The following is a 15,344-nucleotide window of genomic DNA, read 5'->3' as shown; positions in this document are numbered from 1 at the left end:
TCCTACTTTGTCGCTTTTTCAGGAGGTGGTGTCTTTTCGGCGACAATGCCCAGTTTGTCGATGCCAGCCCCTTTTATGTCTCCCATGATCGAGACCACAGTCCCATAGGGGACGGCTGTGTCGGCCCGGAGGAAAAGTTGTTTTTTCTGGGTGGCGACCAAGCGTTTCAAATGGTCCCGCAATTCCTCGGGCGCAACCTGATATTCATCGAGAAACAGGGTACCGTCTTTTTGGATGGACAGGATAAGGTGTTCTGCGTCCTGCGGAAGGTTCTTGACGGTTTTTGTCACGGGCAGGTCCACCTCGACGCCCTGTGTCATGAGTGGGGCTGTGACCATGAAGATAATCAGCAGGACCAGCATCACATCCACAAAGGGAGTGACATTGATTTCGTTGAGAAATCCACCGCCTGTCTTGAGTGCCATGGAGAAACTCCCGCTATTGGTCCTGTTTGGATGCCCAGGTGAGTTCTCGCTCGGCCCGGTTCAGGAATGCACCGGCAAAGTCGATCATGCCGGTTTCGATTTCACTGAGTTTGCCGAGGAAAAAATTGTAGAAAATCGTGGCCGGGATGGCGACCAACAAACCGATGGCCGTGGCGATAAGGGCCTCTGAAATACCGGGAGCCACGGTTGCCAATGCCGCTGATTGGGCCAGGCCAATGGAGTGGAACGAATGCATGATGCCCCAGACCGTGCCGAACAGGCCGATAAAAGGGGCTGCGTTTGCACAGGTTGCCAGAAAGGGAAGATTGCGTGTCAAAATCCGCATTTCTTTGGTGATTCCCTGTTTCAAGACCCGGCGGAGCGTGTCCTTGACCAGCAGTCGTTTGCGTTCCCGACTGACCTGCGCCTGTTCCAGAAGTCGAAATTCATGGACCGCCAGGGCCGACACCCGGGTCAGGGGAGAGTTTTCCCTGTCTCCCAATTGTTTGAGCCCACTGTTCAGATCGTGCGCATCCATGAAGGCATCATAACCCCGGATGATCTTTTTTCGCGCCGCACCAATGGTGAAGAGCTTGTGAAAAATGATGGTCCAACTCCATACGGACATGAGCGCGAGAAAAAGCATGACGAGTTTGACGGCGAGCGTCGCTCCCGTCAGGAGCGTCAACATGTCGCTTTCCGGTAAAAAATTCATGGTGGCACCTGTGGGAAAATGTGATCGTTTGTCAGTTCTGTACGCCTTGCTCTATCTGTAAACCCCGAGAGAGGAGAAAGCAAGGGGTAGATCGATGGAACAACTGTCTTTTCAGCCGGTTGCATTGGAACTTTTGATGGTGAAAGACGGGGTGTCCGTCGGGAGAAGTCTTGAAAATTATTTGAAAAACCTTGTTCGAAAGAGGGGTTGCGAGTATGGATTGATACCGAATAGCTGAAAAAAACAGTGAGTCTGAGATGTGGAGGCAAATTTGAAGCTGTTGGTCTTAGCCGGAAAGCTGGTTGAATCGACATCCCTTGCACCGTTGTTGGAAGGGCATGAATATACGATGGTCCATTTGTCCTCGGTTTCTCGCGGAGTCCGTCGTCTGGACAAGATGGATGTGGATTGCGTGCTGCTTGTTCCCGATCAGGGGGACGCGACCTGGACCCGGGCGATTCGTCGGGTGTGCAATGAGTATGAGACCCATGTCATTGCCGTGACCAGAGGCCCACAGGAAAAAATGGCGTTTGTACTGGGGGCATTTGACTGTTTCCCGTATGAGCAGGATCTGTCGGCCAATCTGTTCAGGAGTCTGCGTCATCTGGAAAACAGGTTGGCCCTGGAACGGCAGGTGGCCAAAGAACGGGTCATGTATGACTGGATGGAGGAAATCGATCATTTCGGTCGCTGGGAAATGAACGCCGACGGGCATGTTTCGTGGTCCAAGGGGTTTCGTCGGATCATGGATCGGGGGTGTCATTCACTGAATGACGCGTTCTCCTCCATTCGTTCCTGCGTCCATCCTGAAGACATCGAGGTGTTTGATCGGGCCAATGAGGCTACTTTTGAACAGGGGTGGCCGCTTGATTTCGAGTATCGGGTGCGGGGCAAGGACGGATTGGTCAATTATCTGCATGTGAATAGGGAAGTCGAGCGGGACGATGCCGGTGGGGTTCGCCGGGCATACGGCATGGTCCGGGATGTGTCCTTGCAGAAAGAATTGGAGGAACTTCTCTTTCGTCGGGATGCGATTTTGCAAGTGCTCACGTCGTTTGCCAGTCGTTTTTTGCGCAAGGCAGATTGGGGAGAGGACTTTGACAGTGCGTTGGACGATCTGGGGAAGGCCGCGGATGTCACCCGGTTGTTCTTTTTTAGTCGAAGCGGAGAGGCTCCCAATGCGGATGTCCTGTCCCTGCGTCACGAATGGGTGGCAGAGGGCATTTCCACTCTTCGAGAAAATCCCGAATATGTGAATCAGAGCTTTTCACCTCAACATGACGCATGGCGGGCTTTGCTGCTCCGTCGTAAAATCATTTGTGGTCATGTGAAAAATTTTCGAAAAAATGAACGGGCCATTTTTGATGGGACCGGCACCAAGTCGGTTATGATCGTGCCGGTTTTTGCTGGTAATATCTGGTGGGGATTTTTGGGTTTTTCCGAACATCGGATGGAACGGGAATGGTTACCTGTTGAAATTGATTCTTTGACCCTTGCAGCCAATATTTTTGGCTCTGCCATTCATTACAAGCGTATTGGCGAGAAGCTTGTTTCAGCAAATCGGTCGGCAGAAGAAGCCTCTGCTGCGGCTTTGGAAGCGAATTTGGCCAAGTCCATGTTTCTGGCCAACATGAGTCATGAGATCAGGACGCCGATCAGTGGCATTTTGGGCATGGCCGAAATGGTGGTCACCACCGGACTGACCGACGAACAGCGGGAGCATGTAGACATGATTCGTGATGCGGCGGGGTCATTGTTGAATATTGTGAATGATATCCTTGATATTTCGAAAATCGAAGCGGGTAAAATGGAACTCACCTTCGTGGATTTCAATTTTCGCTCCACCCTTGAAACCTGTGTGCGGTCCTTTGGTCCGCAGGCGGATTCCGGAAACATCGTGTTTCGATATTCCGTGGGTGATGACGTGCCGAACACACTCAACGGCGACCCTGATCGGTTGGGACAGGTTCTGTGGAATTTGCTGGGAAACGCGCTCAAATTCACGGAACGAGGACTGGTGGAACTGACGGTGTCCGTTTCTCGGCGAGAGTCTGACCGGATGTGTCTGCTTTTCAAGGTCAGGGATACCGGGACAGGCATTGCCGCCGATAAACTGGAGACGATTTTTGACAGTTTTACCCAGGCGGACAGTTCCCTGCGCAAGAAACATCAGGGAACCGGGTTGGGACTGACGATCTCCCGCCAGTTGGTGAATATGATGGGCGGAGAAATCGGGGTTGAAAGTCAGGAAGGATTTGGTTCGATTTTTCATTTTACTGCATGGTTCGGTGTTGCCAGACAACGGAATCAGGAGGTGGCGCGCCTCCCGCTGATGCCCAAAACCATGTGTCTGAATATCCTTCTGGCAGAAGATAATTCATTGAACCTGAAGTACTTGACGCATTTTTTGTCCATGTTTGGTCATACCATCACCACGGCCGAAAATGGCATTGAGGCCCTGAATATTTTGGAAACGCATGGACAAGAAATTGATCTTGTCTTGATGGATGTACAGATGCCGGAGATGAGTGGCATTGAGGCGACCCAGGCCATCAGGGCGTCAGACGGCAAGCTGTATGATCGATCCATTCCGATCATTGCCCTGACGGCCTACGCCATGAAGGGTGACAAGGAACGGATGCTCGAGGCCGGTATGACTGAATATGTGAGTAAACCGGTCGATATGCACGAGCTGTCCGACGCCATTTTTCGCAGTATGGGGGAACGGGTACCACAGGGGACAGCCCCGGTGAACGGAAACACGGTTTCGCCAGACGGTGGTCATATTCCCGTTTCTCTGGACATGCAGGCCCTGATTGACCGCTTTGAGGGGAACATGACCCTGCTCAAGGACATTCTCGATTTGTTCGTGGTGGAATCAGAGGAAAAGCTCAGGAATTTGGATGAGGCGGTGACGATCCGTGATGCCAAGAAAGTGGGGGCATCCCTTCATTCAATAACGAATATGGCCAGTCATGTGTTGGCCATGGATCTGGTCAGGAAATCGCGGGAGTTGGAAAAACGATGTTATCTTGGACAGCTTGATTCGGTTATCGAAGAGCTTGCAATATTCAAGAAAAGTTTCAAGGTATTGGTTGCAATTGTCGAGGCGGAAGCGGTGAACCTGTAACTCTCGTTGCAATTCACGTCTTGAACACGTAGGCTTTTTCATTCATTATCATTCTGTGAAATATCATGCAGGAGGTGGAGTATGCTGGTCAGAGATTGGATGACAGTCAATGTCATTTCCCTGGGGGTCAACTCGTCCGTTCTGGACGCTGCGGAATTCCTGCGTGAGAAGAATATTCGGCAATTTCCCGTGATTGACAGTCAGGGACGGTTGGTCGGTATTGTTTCTGATCGGGATATTCGTGACGCCATGCCATCGAAATTCATTCCCGGGGATAGTGCTACGGAACGGGGCGGGGGATTGTATACCCTGACGGCCAGCGACATCATGACTTCAGAGCCAATCAGTGTGCATTCGGATACTGCCATGACCGAGGTGGCCGAGGTGCTGGTCAAGAACAAGGTCGGCGGATTGCCGGTGGTCGATGCGGGGCGTCTCAAGGGCATTATTACCCAGGCTGATGTCCTCCGGTTTCTTTGCACCGCATCCGGTTCCCTCCGGGGCGGGGCGCAATTCGCGATCCGCATGGATGGCCGTCCCGAGCTGCTGGCTGATTTGTTGTGTGAAATACGCAATGTGGGGATTATTTTTACCAGCGTGTTCACGGCGCATGATCCGGTTCATTCCGGCTACACCAACGCCTATGTCACTGTTGCCGACATGGGGGACATGTCCGTGGAAGAAGTGGTGAATATCCTTCAGGAAAAATATGAATTGCTTTTTTATGTCGTAGAAGGGGTGACCGTTGATATGGAATAGCGGTTCCCTGCTGTTGGATTGCTTGAAAAACCGATGTCCTGTGAGGGCGATCGGTTTTTTTGTGGATCAGTCCGCGAGGGTCGTATTCACCGCGTGCAGGAGCTTGCGGGTGTCGATGGGTTTGGTGAACGTCTCGACAACATCATAGACCTTGGCCAGCTCGACGATGGCTTCCGGGTTGAAGGCCTCGCCTCCGGAGATGGCGATAAATTTGTGAGAGTTGTCAGCCTTTATCAATTCTCCCATGACTTGCAGTCCGCCCTTCTTGGGCAGGAATATATCGATAATGGAGAGATCTATTCTGGTGTCCTGACAGATGTGAATGGCTTCTTCCCCGTCAGCCGCTTCAATAACGGCATAGCCTTCCGCTTCAAGCACGGATTTGAGAAGTTCTCGAATCATGGGCGCGTCATCGACAACAAGTATGGTTTTCATTGTTTGCTCCTTTGGCCGGGTGAAAATCTTATGTCGAACCATGCGTCAGATTGACATACTGTAGCGCGGATCGAATTTCGGATTCAAGGTTTTTCAGTTCTTTCATGCCGGAAGAGGCGTCCTGATGCCGACAGAGGTATTCGAGTTGTTCCGCGATCGCACCGGCCTTGAGTGCGCCGACGGTTCTGGAGGACCCTTTGATGGAGTGGGCGAGACGAGTCGCTGTGTCCCATTCCCTTTTTTCGAACGCCTGGGTCAATTCTTTCATCTCAGCGGGAATATCGCGAAGGAAAATGGTGTCCATGCGGGTCAGGAGTCCCTCTTGGCCTCCGAGCCGTTCGAGTGCGGTGTCGCGGTCATACGGTTGTCCGTTGTCCCGAGGGGCATTGCCCTTGCTCGACGCGGGGGACGCTTTTGCGGTTTTTTCACCGACATTTCGGGCAATGGCCGTATAGAAACTGTTCATGGTGATCGGTTTCGCGATGTAGTCATCCATGCCCGCATCCAGAAAACGTTCACGGTCGCCCTTGAGGGCGTGGGCAGTCAGGGCCAGAATGGGGACGTTGGGGTCGAGTACGCCGGATTGGGGTGCCCGGATGGCCCGTGTCGCGGAAATGCCGTCCATGATGGGCATTTGAACGTCCATGAGAACCATATCAAAGCGTTTGTCCTTGAGTGCTTCCAGGGCCTGGATGCCATTTGTCACGGCCGTGACCGTGTGTCCGTGTTCCGTGAGGAGTGTGCCCGCCAATTCCCGGTTGAGCGGGTTGTCGTCAGCGAGCAACACTTTGAGTGTCGGGATCTTCGGGATCGGCAGAGGCGTGCCTACCTGTTCTGGCGGGTCGATGGCCTCTGGTGATCCTGTACGGAGCTGGGCGGTGAAAGAAAATGTGCTGCCTGCGTCTTCGTTACTCTTCAGCGAGAGAGTACCGCCCATGAGGGTGACCAGCAGTTGACAGATGGCGAGCCCGAGACCGGTTCCGCCATGTTTGCGGGTGATGGAATCGTCGGCCTGGAGGAATGAGTCGAAAATGGTTTCCTGCTTGTCGAGGGGGATGCCAACGCCGGTGTCTTCCACGGTGAATTCCAGTGTGACAGGAGTTCCCGGAGGTGTGTCAAGACAGTCCTTTCGAGCCATCACACCGATATGGACCTGCCCGTGTTTGGTGAATTTGATGGCGTTGGACACCAGATTGGTGAGAATTTGGCGCAAGCGGGATGGGTCGCCCTGCAATGCGGGAGGGACCGACGGATCGACGGATGATGTCAAGGCCAGCCCTTTTTCCGTTGCCCAGAGGGTGTGCAGATCGATGGTCGCCGCAATGGTTCTGCGCACGTCGAAATCAATGGATTCGAGCGAGAGCTTGTGGGCTTCGATTTTGGAGAAATCCAGAATGTCATTGATGATGGAGAGCAGGGAATTGCCCGCTTCCATGACTCGTTTGAGATACATGTCTTTGCTTTCTGGATCATTTTTGGTCAGGGCGAGTTCGGACATGCCCAGAATTGCATTGAGCGGTGTGCGGATTTCATGGCTCATGTTGGCCAGAAAGATCGATTTTGCTCGGGTTGCCGAATCCGCTTTTCCCATGGCCGTGATGAGTCTGGTGGATTTGTTGGTCAATTGTCTGTTGGTTTCTTCCAATTCTTTGGTCCGTTTCATGACTCGGTCTTCGAGCTTGTCGTGCGCCAGTTTTAGGGCATCCTCGGCCCGTTGTCTGGCGGTGATGTCGATACCGAGGACCATAATCATGCGCTCGCCTGCGGAATCGGTCATCGGGCTGCATTGGAGATGGAACGTCCTTCCCCTGGAATCGGTCCAGTCCCATTCTACGGCTCGGTCGTCATTCATGGCAACCATGGGTGGACATGCTTCACAAGAGGCGGAGGAACAATCCAGGGCTTCTCGGCACGTCTTGTTTTTGGGGCTGCCGAAATATCGTCTGAAATATCGGTTAGCATACCGGATGGTCTGGTCCGGGTAGAGGTGGTAGACGATGCCCGGAAGAGATTCCATGAAGAAAATTTGCCGTTGTTGCTCCCGGCGCAGGTCTTCGTCTGTCCGCCTGAGTGTGGTCAGATCGAGCGTGTGAACCGCAAGTCTGGCCACTTCGCCCCAAGGGTTGGCAACGGGAACAATGGAATGGACCAGGGATCGGCCATCGATTTCTTCCTCAAAGCGCACGGAACGGACATCTTGGATGGCCTCTTCGATCTTGGCCTTGCGGGATGCCGCGGCCTTGTGCGGCAGCAGTTCATAGATGTTGGATTGTTGCAGGGTCTGCCCCGGTTGCAGATCAAAGAGCTTTTCCGCGGCCTTGTTGGCGGCCAGTACGTATCCGCTGACATCCATGACGAATGCGGATTCCACTGACGAGTCCATGAGTGCTCGCGATGTTTCATCCAGAGCGACATATGAAGTGGGTCTCGCGGGCTTTTTCTTGATACTCATGATTGCCTGAAGTCTTTGGGGTGTCTGTTTTTTTTAAGAAATAAAGTTTCCTATGATAAAACCCTAAAAAAACATCGTTCCTTGGTCAATGATAAAACACCGTTCCGTGAATTCGGGAGACGGGTGTGCTTTGGGTTGCCATTTCCGAATGTTCCCGTATCGTCTTTTTGACAGGAGGATTCAATGGATTACCAGGGAATGATAATACGCCCACCCAGTGAGGCGGGAAGTATCTTGTTGCAGGTCACATTGGGTTGCTCGCATGGCAAATGCGATTTTTGCGGGGCCTATCTGGGCAAACGATTTGACATCAAGCCGTGGGAAACGGTGTTGCAGGATATCCGGTTCGCCGCGCAGCACTGTCGCCATCAACGGCGGGTGTTCTTGTGTGACGGAGACGCCATGATTCTTCCCCAGGCGCGATTGATCGAAATCCTGTCGCATATTCGCGACGCATTGCCATGGGTGACCCGGGTGGGGGTGTATGCCAATGCCAAGAGTCTTGCTCGTAAATCGGATGCCGAACTTCGGGAACTCCGGAATTTGGGTCTGGGCATTGTGTACATGGGGTTGGAATCCGGCGATGATCGTATCCTTGAATCCATGCATAAAAATGGCGATTCAGCCTTTATCATCGCCCAGGGACGTCGGGTACGAGCGGCTCAGATGACGCTGAATGTCACTGTAATTAATGGACTGGGCGGGGTGGAACGATCAATGGATCACGCCCGTGAAACCGCTCGGGCATTGAGTGCGATGGACCCCAATCAGGTAGGTGCTCTCAGTCTGATGCTGGTGCCGGGCACCCCTTTGCACGACCGTTGGGAACGGGGGGAGTTCCATTTGCCTGATGGTGTCGGTATGCTTCGAGAAATTCGGGAAATGCTATTTGGACTGACGTTGTCCAGAGGATTGTTTCTTGCCAACCATGCCTCGAATTACATGCCGCTCAAGGTGCGGTTGCCATCAGGCAAACAGGCGGCCCTGGATCGTCTCGACGAGGCGTTGTCCGGCACTATCCCCTTGACGCCCGAATCCGATAGGCGTCTTTGATCTTGTTGGACAAGGACGCGAACCATGGTCTTTTTTCCCAATAGAGAGCCGTGAAAAAGGGTGAAATTCTCTCGCTCACAGACTCTCTTTATCTTATTTCGATTTTGCCGGACTCAAACGACAGGGCAGGGTGCTTGGCGTTTTAATGGTCATTTTTTTGATGAGGCGAAAAACGTATCCGCCCATGTGAAGGCGTGCTGGTAGCTGACTGCCACGGTGCCGGGTAGCAGATTCAGGTCCTTGGCCCGACGGCCGACCGCGTCCCAGTCTGACGCTTCAATGGCTTTGGCCAATTCGAGCCACGGTGTATATCTGGTCTTTTTATGGCACAGGGTCGCCGTGATCTCTGAATCCATGGGCAGGTGCGCCGTAATTTCTTTCATTGGGACACCGAGGATAGCATCCAGTAGAGAGAACAGCCCCACCATGAAAAGTTTGTCCGAGTCCTTTTCATACCCACTCCCTAGAGCCGCCGTCTCGAAAAGTTTGGCCCTGTGCGCGGATGTGTACGCGATTTCGAGTGTCTTGTTCGTAGGCGTCAGGTCCGTGAGAATAATGAGCCTGAGCCAATTGCGGATCGGTTTCCATCCGGTCAGGACCACGGCCTGTTTGATGGATGTGACCGTTGTTGCAAAACTGAAATTCGCGGAGTTGAGAAAGTTGAGCAGTCGATAACTGATGGCGACATCCGCTTCGATAGCCGGGGCCAGTGCGTCGAAGTTTGGTTCGTCTTTTTCAATGATTTCGAACAACTTCATCCGTGTGGCTTTGGCTGAGTTGATTTTTCGTCCTTTTTCGATGCAGGGCTTTTTGAAGTAGAAACCATGAAAGAGTGAAAATCCGACTCTTTTGGCCTTGGTCAAGTCCTCGGTGGTTTCCACTCGTTTGGCAATCATTCTGGACGGGCCGAATTTTTTCCCTTGGGTGACAATGGCTTCCAATTCCGCTTCGTCTTTTCCTTCCAGATCAATAATCAGGGTGTCGGCCAATTCGGCCAGCCGTTCGCATCCGGCTTTCCCTTCGAAATTGTTGATGGCCAGCTCATAACCGTCGATCAGCAGATCTCCGAGGGCGACCATGAGTGTCTCATCGGGATTGGTTGTTTCTTCAAGAATGATGACGGTGTTGTCCCAGGGAATGGCATAGGGAACGCCTCTGATGATGGCATCCGGCGTGAAATGGATCATGATGCGTGCCCGATGTCCGCATGATCCACCGCACAGGGGCAGGTTTGCGACCAGATTCATGGTGGCTTCAGAGTTGTCGGCGAAGACGGCTTTGTCCGCGTTTTCGCTGTCTCTGAAAAGGAGCATGTATCCCCATGTCGTATTGTGGGCATCCAGGATGGGTTGCCGGGCTATAAAGACAGGTTCATAGGTCTTTTCGTGTGTCATTCTTATCCTCTTTGGTGGACTCCCTGCGGCGCGTTTGAGTGCTGCAGGGGGCTATTCTTATGAAAGGATAGTCGTGACTCAAGGCTTTCGTCAACAACTCCGGCTGGAAAGGGAGGGAATACATGGTGGATTATGGGTTTGTTCTTTCATCTTGGGGCCGAGTGTATTATGTGATTTCGGATTCTCTAACGCGACAAAAGCCGGCATGAGCGAGGTGCGGGATGCATATTGGAAAAGCCATACGTCTGGAAAGGATATTCAATCGGGACACCAAACGGACCATTATTGTCCCCATGGACCACGGGGTCACCGTGGGACCTCTTCTTGGTCTTGAGACGATTCGGGATACGGTGACAAAACTGGTAGCTGGCGGAGCCAATGCCGGATTGGTCCACAAGGGACAGGTTCGGCTCGGGCACCGGATGCAGGGGCGGGATTTTGGCTGTATTGTCCATTTGTCCGCCGGGACCAGCCTGTCTCCCCATCCCAATATGAAACGATTGGTGACAACGGTTGAAGAGGCCATTCGTCTTGGTGCTGACGGGGTGAGTGTTCATGTCAATCTCGGTGACGAAACCGAAGGGCAGATGTTGGCCGACCTTGGTCAGGTCGCGGCTTCAGCCGCAGATTGGGGGATGCCTCTGCTGGCGATGGTGTACGCCCGTGGTCCCAGAATTGCTGATGAATACGCCCCGGAAGCGGTGGCTCATTGCGCCCGTGTGGGGGCCGAACTGGGAGCGGATGTCGTCAAGGTCAACTATCCCGGCGACGGCGAGAGTTTTGCCCGAGCGGTGGCGTGTGCCGGTGTCCCGGTGGTCATAGCTGGTGGTGCCAAAATGGCCTCCACCAGAGAATTTCTGGACATGGTCAAGACGTCCATTGACGCAGGCGGCGCGGGCTTGTCCGTTGGCCGAAATGTTTTTCAACATTCGAATCCCACTCGTCTGATTCAGGTGCTCGATCGGATTGTTCACCGGGGGGCCTCCGTGGACGAAGCCGTGGATGGCTTTGAAGATATTCTCTAGAAAAGATGATAAACTCCCTGCCGTCACAGGCCCTGTCACTTCGAGTGTCAGGGCCTTTTCTCTGGGGTATCAGGTTTTGCTGAGGATTCTTTTGTCATTCCGGGGCGATGGGACCGGTGTTTCGAAAGGTGATGATGTCACTTTTCCTGGTGTTTTCTCAACAGCCGATGAAATGTGAAGTCCGGTTGATTCAAGATCTCTGACTGAAGGGAGCCTCTGGCCCTTTTGTGGGATGATGAGCATGGCGTGGCGCATGTGGTATCCTTTCATGGTTAGAGAATATAATGTTGTCGTGCGCAATGTATCTATCTATAAATATCGAATTTATGATAGGTAGCTAAGTCAAGATGCCTCGAATGTCTAGTTAAAACTAGTTTTTCTGTGTACGTAATCGTCTATTTTACTTTGAAAAAAATGTAAAATATTTTAAAAGGTTTGTTTTTTTATAGTATGGTGTGTGCTTTTACTTTTTTGAGTATGACAAAGTACAATGTATTAACAAAGCAAAAGTCCATGTATTGCATCAAAAAAATGATGCAATACATGGACTTTTGCTCTGTTTGTTTGTGTTGTATAGTTTTTTTAGCTATTCGCTATCATTTTTAAAGACGAAAATAGGAAGATGCGCCAGTGATTCCCAGTCCCCTTCGTCTTTTACAGCGACTTCTATAATGTGTTTCCCCTCTGTTTCCACCCGTAAGCCCGGCAACTGGAAGTTCATTTTGTGGAGCATGGTCCCGCTGGGGGTGATCTCCTGCATTCCGAGTGTCAGGGGATCGCCTTTGGGAGGGATGAGTGCCAGCGAAACGGTGAAGGGCTTTTCTCCACATTGTTCCATGTCCCAGAGGCTGGCAAAAAAGATGGAGGGTAATGTGGCCGGCAGTTCCGGAACCACGGCGTGTTCAATGGTGCGGATAAAGGATGTCGAACTTGAATCCTTGTCAATGATGAGGTCCGAACAAATAAGTGCATAAATGAGTTGTGACATGAGAACTCCGTTGTTGGTGTGTGCATGACGCCGTTAAGGTTGGCGTGTTTTTGGTGTCTGTGCCCAGTCCAGATACGGTGAAATGGATTCGGGGGCAGCGGTGAAAATTTATTTTTTGGACATGTCGTTCCATGCCCAAACCACACTTCCGCCGATGGCACGGGTGATATCTCCGTGAAAATCCCGCTTCAAACGATACGTTGACGGTGGGTTTATACGATTATTTTCCGAAAAGAAAATCAATTCGACATCCTCGTCCACCGGCTTGGTGGAAACCCGCTTGATATGGGGGACGGCGGTCTCTCCGGGTGCTTTGACAAGCATGATTTTTCCGGCCGGAGTCGGCGTGGTGTCACTCCGGTCAACAATAATAATGTCACCAGCATGCAGCGTTGGTTTCATATCCTGCTCAGTGGTTCGCATTTCAATGGCGACCAGATTTGAGCGAAAGCGAAGCGATTCCTGATGCCGCCAGACCAGAATCCACCCCTCGACATCTTCTTCGGGAATAAGCCCGGGGGACATGGCGATGGCCGGTGATGTCAGGGGGACAGCCATGTAGTCGTCTGGTTGCGGCTCGGGGGGCGTGGTGTCGGATGTGTCTGTGTCGGGAAGACTGAATCGGACTTCTTTTGAGGCGTCGGCCGGTTCATCGCCGAAAATGACGGATATTCCCATTTCATCAAGAATGTGTCCGAGCGACTCCGAGTTCAATCCTCGTTCTTTTTTGAGAAAACGGTTGAGCTGGGATGGGTCCACGCCAAGTTCGTCAGCCATTCGTTTGTTGTTGTGAAAGCGTTTGCCTGGGCCGATGCGGTCGATGAGTGCTTGGCGAACATCGTCGGTGAATCCCATGAGAGCCTCGTTTTGTGGTTGTGATTTGCCCTTGGTTATACATAAAAATGGGCAAATGTCTAAATCATTGTGACCAATTTTGTTGACTTCCGAATAGACAATTGACTATGTAAAGACCAGTTGAATTGTGCTTTGTCAAAAAAGGAGACGTAAACGATGGGAAAAGTGGATGTTATTCGTCTTGAAAAAGGAAAGGAAGGAACGTTTGGCGTGTTACGACTGGATGGGCAGGTTGTGTGTGTGACGCTTGAACCGCCGGATCGAGGCAATCAAGTTGACGTATCATGCATCCCGACCGGGGACTATGTGTGTCGTCAGGTGGATTCGCCCTCGTTCGGGAGGACCTACGAGGTGGAAGATGTGCCTGGACGGTCACGAATTCTGTTTCATCAGGGGAATGTGGTGGCGGATACACATGGTTGCATCTTGTTGGGGCGGCATTTTGGGGTTTTGGATGCCTCCCGTGGGATTTTGCAGTCGCGGGCTGCTTTTCGGGATTTTCTGGATCGCGTGGGAGACCAGCGTTCATTTAAAGTCAGGGTGGAAGAACCATGTTGAAATCACAGGATATCTGTTTGAAGGGGGCGCGAGAAATTTGTGATGCGGTCGGGGAAAATTCGCGGAACATCATCGAATTGGTTCGGGACAAGGGCCTTCCTGCCTGGAAACGGGAAGACAAAGGGGCGTGGCGCGCCCTGCCCGAAGATCTGCACCGATGGATTCGGGAGCAACGGGACCGAAATATCAGTAAATATGTCTTTCGAGGACAATGGAATCCCCGAGAAGATGGCGAGTAGACACGTTTATCACGGCAGTGTCGTGATGCGTGTGACGGAGTCCAGCAGGGGCGCGGCCAATGTGTCAAGCTCTCGCCCTGGTTCCAATGTGGTGATGGCTGTGGCACCGATGATTTTTCGGCCATAGCCGTCGCCAACTTCGGTTTTGACCCCCCAGACCGAATGGAACACGATGGGTTCACCGTCATGATTGCCGATATACAACATGATGTGTCCCGGCTTGCGTACCAAGGTCAGGAAGGGGGTGGCGTTGTCCAGAATCGTTTCCTTTTTGTCGTCGAGATCTAGCCCGTCCAAAGCGAATGGCGTGCCCATTTTGGCCTGTTGGCTTGAATTGCGAGGCAGGAATATGCCAAAGGCGGCCATCAGGTCCATGGTGGTGGCCGAACAATCCCGATTTTCATAGAGTCCCCCCCATCCGTACTGTTGACCGAGCATGGTGTTGGCCAGTGCGCTGAAATTGGCGGGAGTGGCGGGAAGCGGTGCTTGGGCCATGGTGCCGACAGGCAATTTTGCCCGGAGTGCGACAGCGTGCCCAAAACGGTCGCGGACCGGAATCAGACCGATATCAGGCGTGCCCGGTTCACGGGGAATCATCATGCCGACGCGGGCGGTGAACGCGTAATTTCCCGTCTCATCGACAATGGCGACGGCGTCCGTGATGGGAGTGGCGTAGCTTCCGGTTTGATAGGTCGAGGCAAAGTCGTCATCGACCCAGGCAATATCCCGGGCCGGGACCCAGCCGAATGCGAATCGGGATTCCACAAGAATCCACGCCGTGTCCGCGCTGACGTGTGCGGCGTACAAAGGCGTTCCGGCGAGTACCAATGAATTTTGCATGTAGTCAAAGGGGAACCCCTCGCCAGCCTTGCTGAAATCATGAAATACCGGGCGGTTGGTCGGCAGAACGCGCATACTTGTGGTGGCGACGGCAATGGCGCGACGTCCCATGGATGGGTAGGCTTCCACCCGTGAAGCCGTGGTCATGTCGCGAATCCAACGGGGATCGCGGGGCAGGGTGTTTTCGCCGTACAGGTTTTCATGATCGTAGACGTCGAGTCCCCAGAACGCTTCTGAGGCCGGATGCCGTGGCTCGGTTTGTTCCCACGGACCGAAATGGGCTTTCAGGAACTGGTCGAACGCCTGTTTTTGGATGGTCGGGGGAATGAGCGGGGTTGTCTCCGGCAGGTCATGGTAGACTCCTGCATCCTGTGGGAGTTCGGTCAGGTCCAGAATCGGAGCGTTCGGGTCCTGTGCCGCACAGCCAGCGAGTAGACACGCTGTCAGGATAAAGAATATGGCCTGCCGGATCATGA

14 protein-coding genes are annotated in these 15,344 nt (G+C 52.7%); 6 read left to right on the top strand and 8 right to left on the bottom strand.

Annotation, left to right across the window (positions count from 1 at the left end; translation table 11 throughout):
- Window positions 1-2 precede the first annotated feature (2 nt).
- Both tolR and GO013_RS01865 read right to left on the bottom strand, forming a co-directional pair.
- A complete protein-coding gene (tolR, locus tag GO013_RS01870) occupies window positions 3-425 on the bottom strand; it encodes a protein TolR (RefSeq protein ID WP_163808347.1) in 423 nt (140 codons plus the stop codon).
- A 13-nt stretch (window positions 426-438) separates the two neighbouring features.
- Window positions 439-1,140, bottom strand: a complete 702-nt coding sequence (locus tag GO013_RS01865; RefSeq protein ID WP_163808346.1) for a MotA/TolQ/ExbB proton channel family protein — start codon at window positions 1,138-1,140, stop codon at window positions 439-441.
- Between the two features lie 271 nt (window positions 1,141-1,411).
- Between GO013_RS01865 and GO013_RS01860 the strand changes: the two genes are divergently transcribed.
- Window positions 1,412-4,270, top strand: a complete 2,859-nt coding sequence (locus GO013_RS01860; protein ID WP_163808345.1) for a response regulator — start codon at window positions 1,412-1,414, stop codon at window positions 4,268-4,270.
- Window positions 4,271-4,351: 81 nt separating this feature from the next.
- Entirely contained in the window at window positions 4,352-5,029 is a 678-nt protein-coding gene (locus GO013_RS01855) for a CBS domain-containing protein (RefSeq protein ID WP_163808344.1), read from the top strand.
- A gap of 66 nt (window positions 5,030-5,095) precedes the next feature.
- Here GO013_RS01855 and GO013_RS01850 read toward each other — a convergent pair whose 3' ends face one another.
- Window positions 5,096-5,464 (bottom strand): response regulator, encoded by a 369-nt coding sequence (locus GO013_RS01850; protein ID WP_163808343.1) that lies wholly within the window; start codon window positions 5,462-5,464, stop codon window positions 5,096-5,098.
- A gap of 28 nt (window positions 5,465-5,492) precedes the next feature.
- The gene (locus tag GO013_RS01845; protein WP_163808342.1) at window positions 5,493-7,916 is read right to left on the bottom strand and encodes a PAS domain-containing hybrid sensor histidine kinase/response regulator; all 2,424 of its coding nucleotides are present in this window, start codon (window positions 7,914-7,916) and stop codon (window positions 5,493-5,495) included.
- Window positions 7,917-8,099: 183 nt separating this feature from the next.
- Between GO013_RS01845 and GO013_RS01840 the strand changes: the two genes are divergently transcribed.
- Complete coding sequence (locus GO013_RS01840) at window positions 8,100-8,969, top strand: radical SAM protein (protein WP_163808341.1); 870 nt, start codon at window positions 8,100-8,102, stop codon at window positions 8,967-8,969.
- 149 nt (window positions 8,970-9,118) lie between these two features.
- On the opposite strand, the gene GO013_RS01835 is transcribed toward GO013_RS01840, so the two are convergent.
- Window positions 9,119-10,363, bottom strand: a complete 1,245-nt coding sequence (locus GO013_RS01835) for an HDOD domain-containing protein (protein ID WP_163808340.1) — start codon at window positions 10,361-10,363, stop codon at window positions 9,119-9,121.
- 221 nt (window positions 10,364-10,584) lie between these two features.
- On the opposite strand from GO013_RS01835, the gene GO013_RS01830 reads away from it, so the two are divergent.
- A complete protein-coding gene (locus GO013_RS01830) occupies window positions 10,585-11,388 on the top strand; it encodes a 2-amino-3,7-dideoxy-D-threo-hept-6-ulosonate synthase (protein WP_163808339.1) in 804 nt (267 codons plus the stop codon).
- 586 nt (window positions 11,389-11,974) lie between these two features.
- On the opposite strand, the gene GO013_RS01825 is transcribed toward GO013_RS01830, so the two are convergent.
- Window positions 11,975-12,376 carry a hypothetical protein gene (locus tag GO013_RS01825; protein ID WP_163808338.1) on the bottom strand — a complete coding sequence of 134 codons (402 nt, stop codon included), beginning with the start codon at window positions 12,374-12,376 and terminating at the stop codon, window positions 11,975-11,977.
- 108 nt (window positions 12,377-12,484) lie between these two features.
- Window positions 12,485-13,231: a S24/S26 family peptidase gene (locus GO013_RS01820; RefSeq protein WP_163808337.1), complete on the bottom strand. Its 747-nt coding sequence runs from the start codon at window positions 13,229-13,231 to the stop codon at window positions 12,485-12,487.
- Between the two features lie 156 nt (window positions 13,232-13,387).
- Here GO013_RS01820 and GO013_RS01815 point away from each other — a divergent pair, with 156 nt between their 5' ends.
- Window positions 13,388-13,789, top strand: a complete 402-nt coding sequence (locus GO013_RS01815; protein ID WP_163808336.1) for a DUF5675 family protein — start codon at window positions 13,388-13,390, stop codon at window positions 13,787-13,789.
- A complete protein-coding gene (locus GO013_RS01810) occupies window positions 13,783-14,028 on the top strand; it encodes a DNA-binding protein (protein ID WP_163808335.1) in 246 nt (81 codons plus the stop codon). Before GO013_RS01815 ends, GO013_RS01810 begins: the two co-directional genes overlap by 7 nt.
- A 9-nt stretch (window positions 14,029-14,037) precedes the next feature.
- On the opposite strand, the gene GO013_RS01805 is transcribed toward GO013_RS01810, so the two are convergent.
- Window positions 14,038-15,342, bottom strand: a complete 1,305-nt coding sequence (locus GO013_RS01805; RefSeq protein WP_163808334.1) for an SH3 domain-containing C40 family peptidase — start codon at window positions 15,340-15,342, stop codon at window positions 14,038-14,040.
- Between the last annotated feature and the right edge of the window lie 2 nt (window positions 15,343-15,344).

It is taken from the genome of Pseudodesulfovibrio sp. JC047, from assembly GCF_010468615.1.
Taxonomy (GTDB): Bacteria; Desulfobacterota; Desulfovibrionia; order Desulfovibrionales; family Desulfovibrionaceae; genus Pseudodesulfovibrio.
This window is presented reverse-complemented; position numbering and strand designations above follow the sequence as displayed.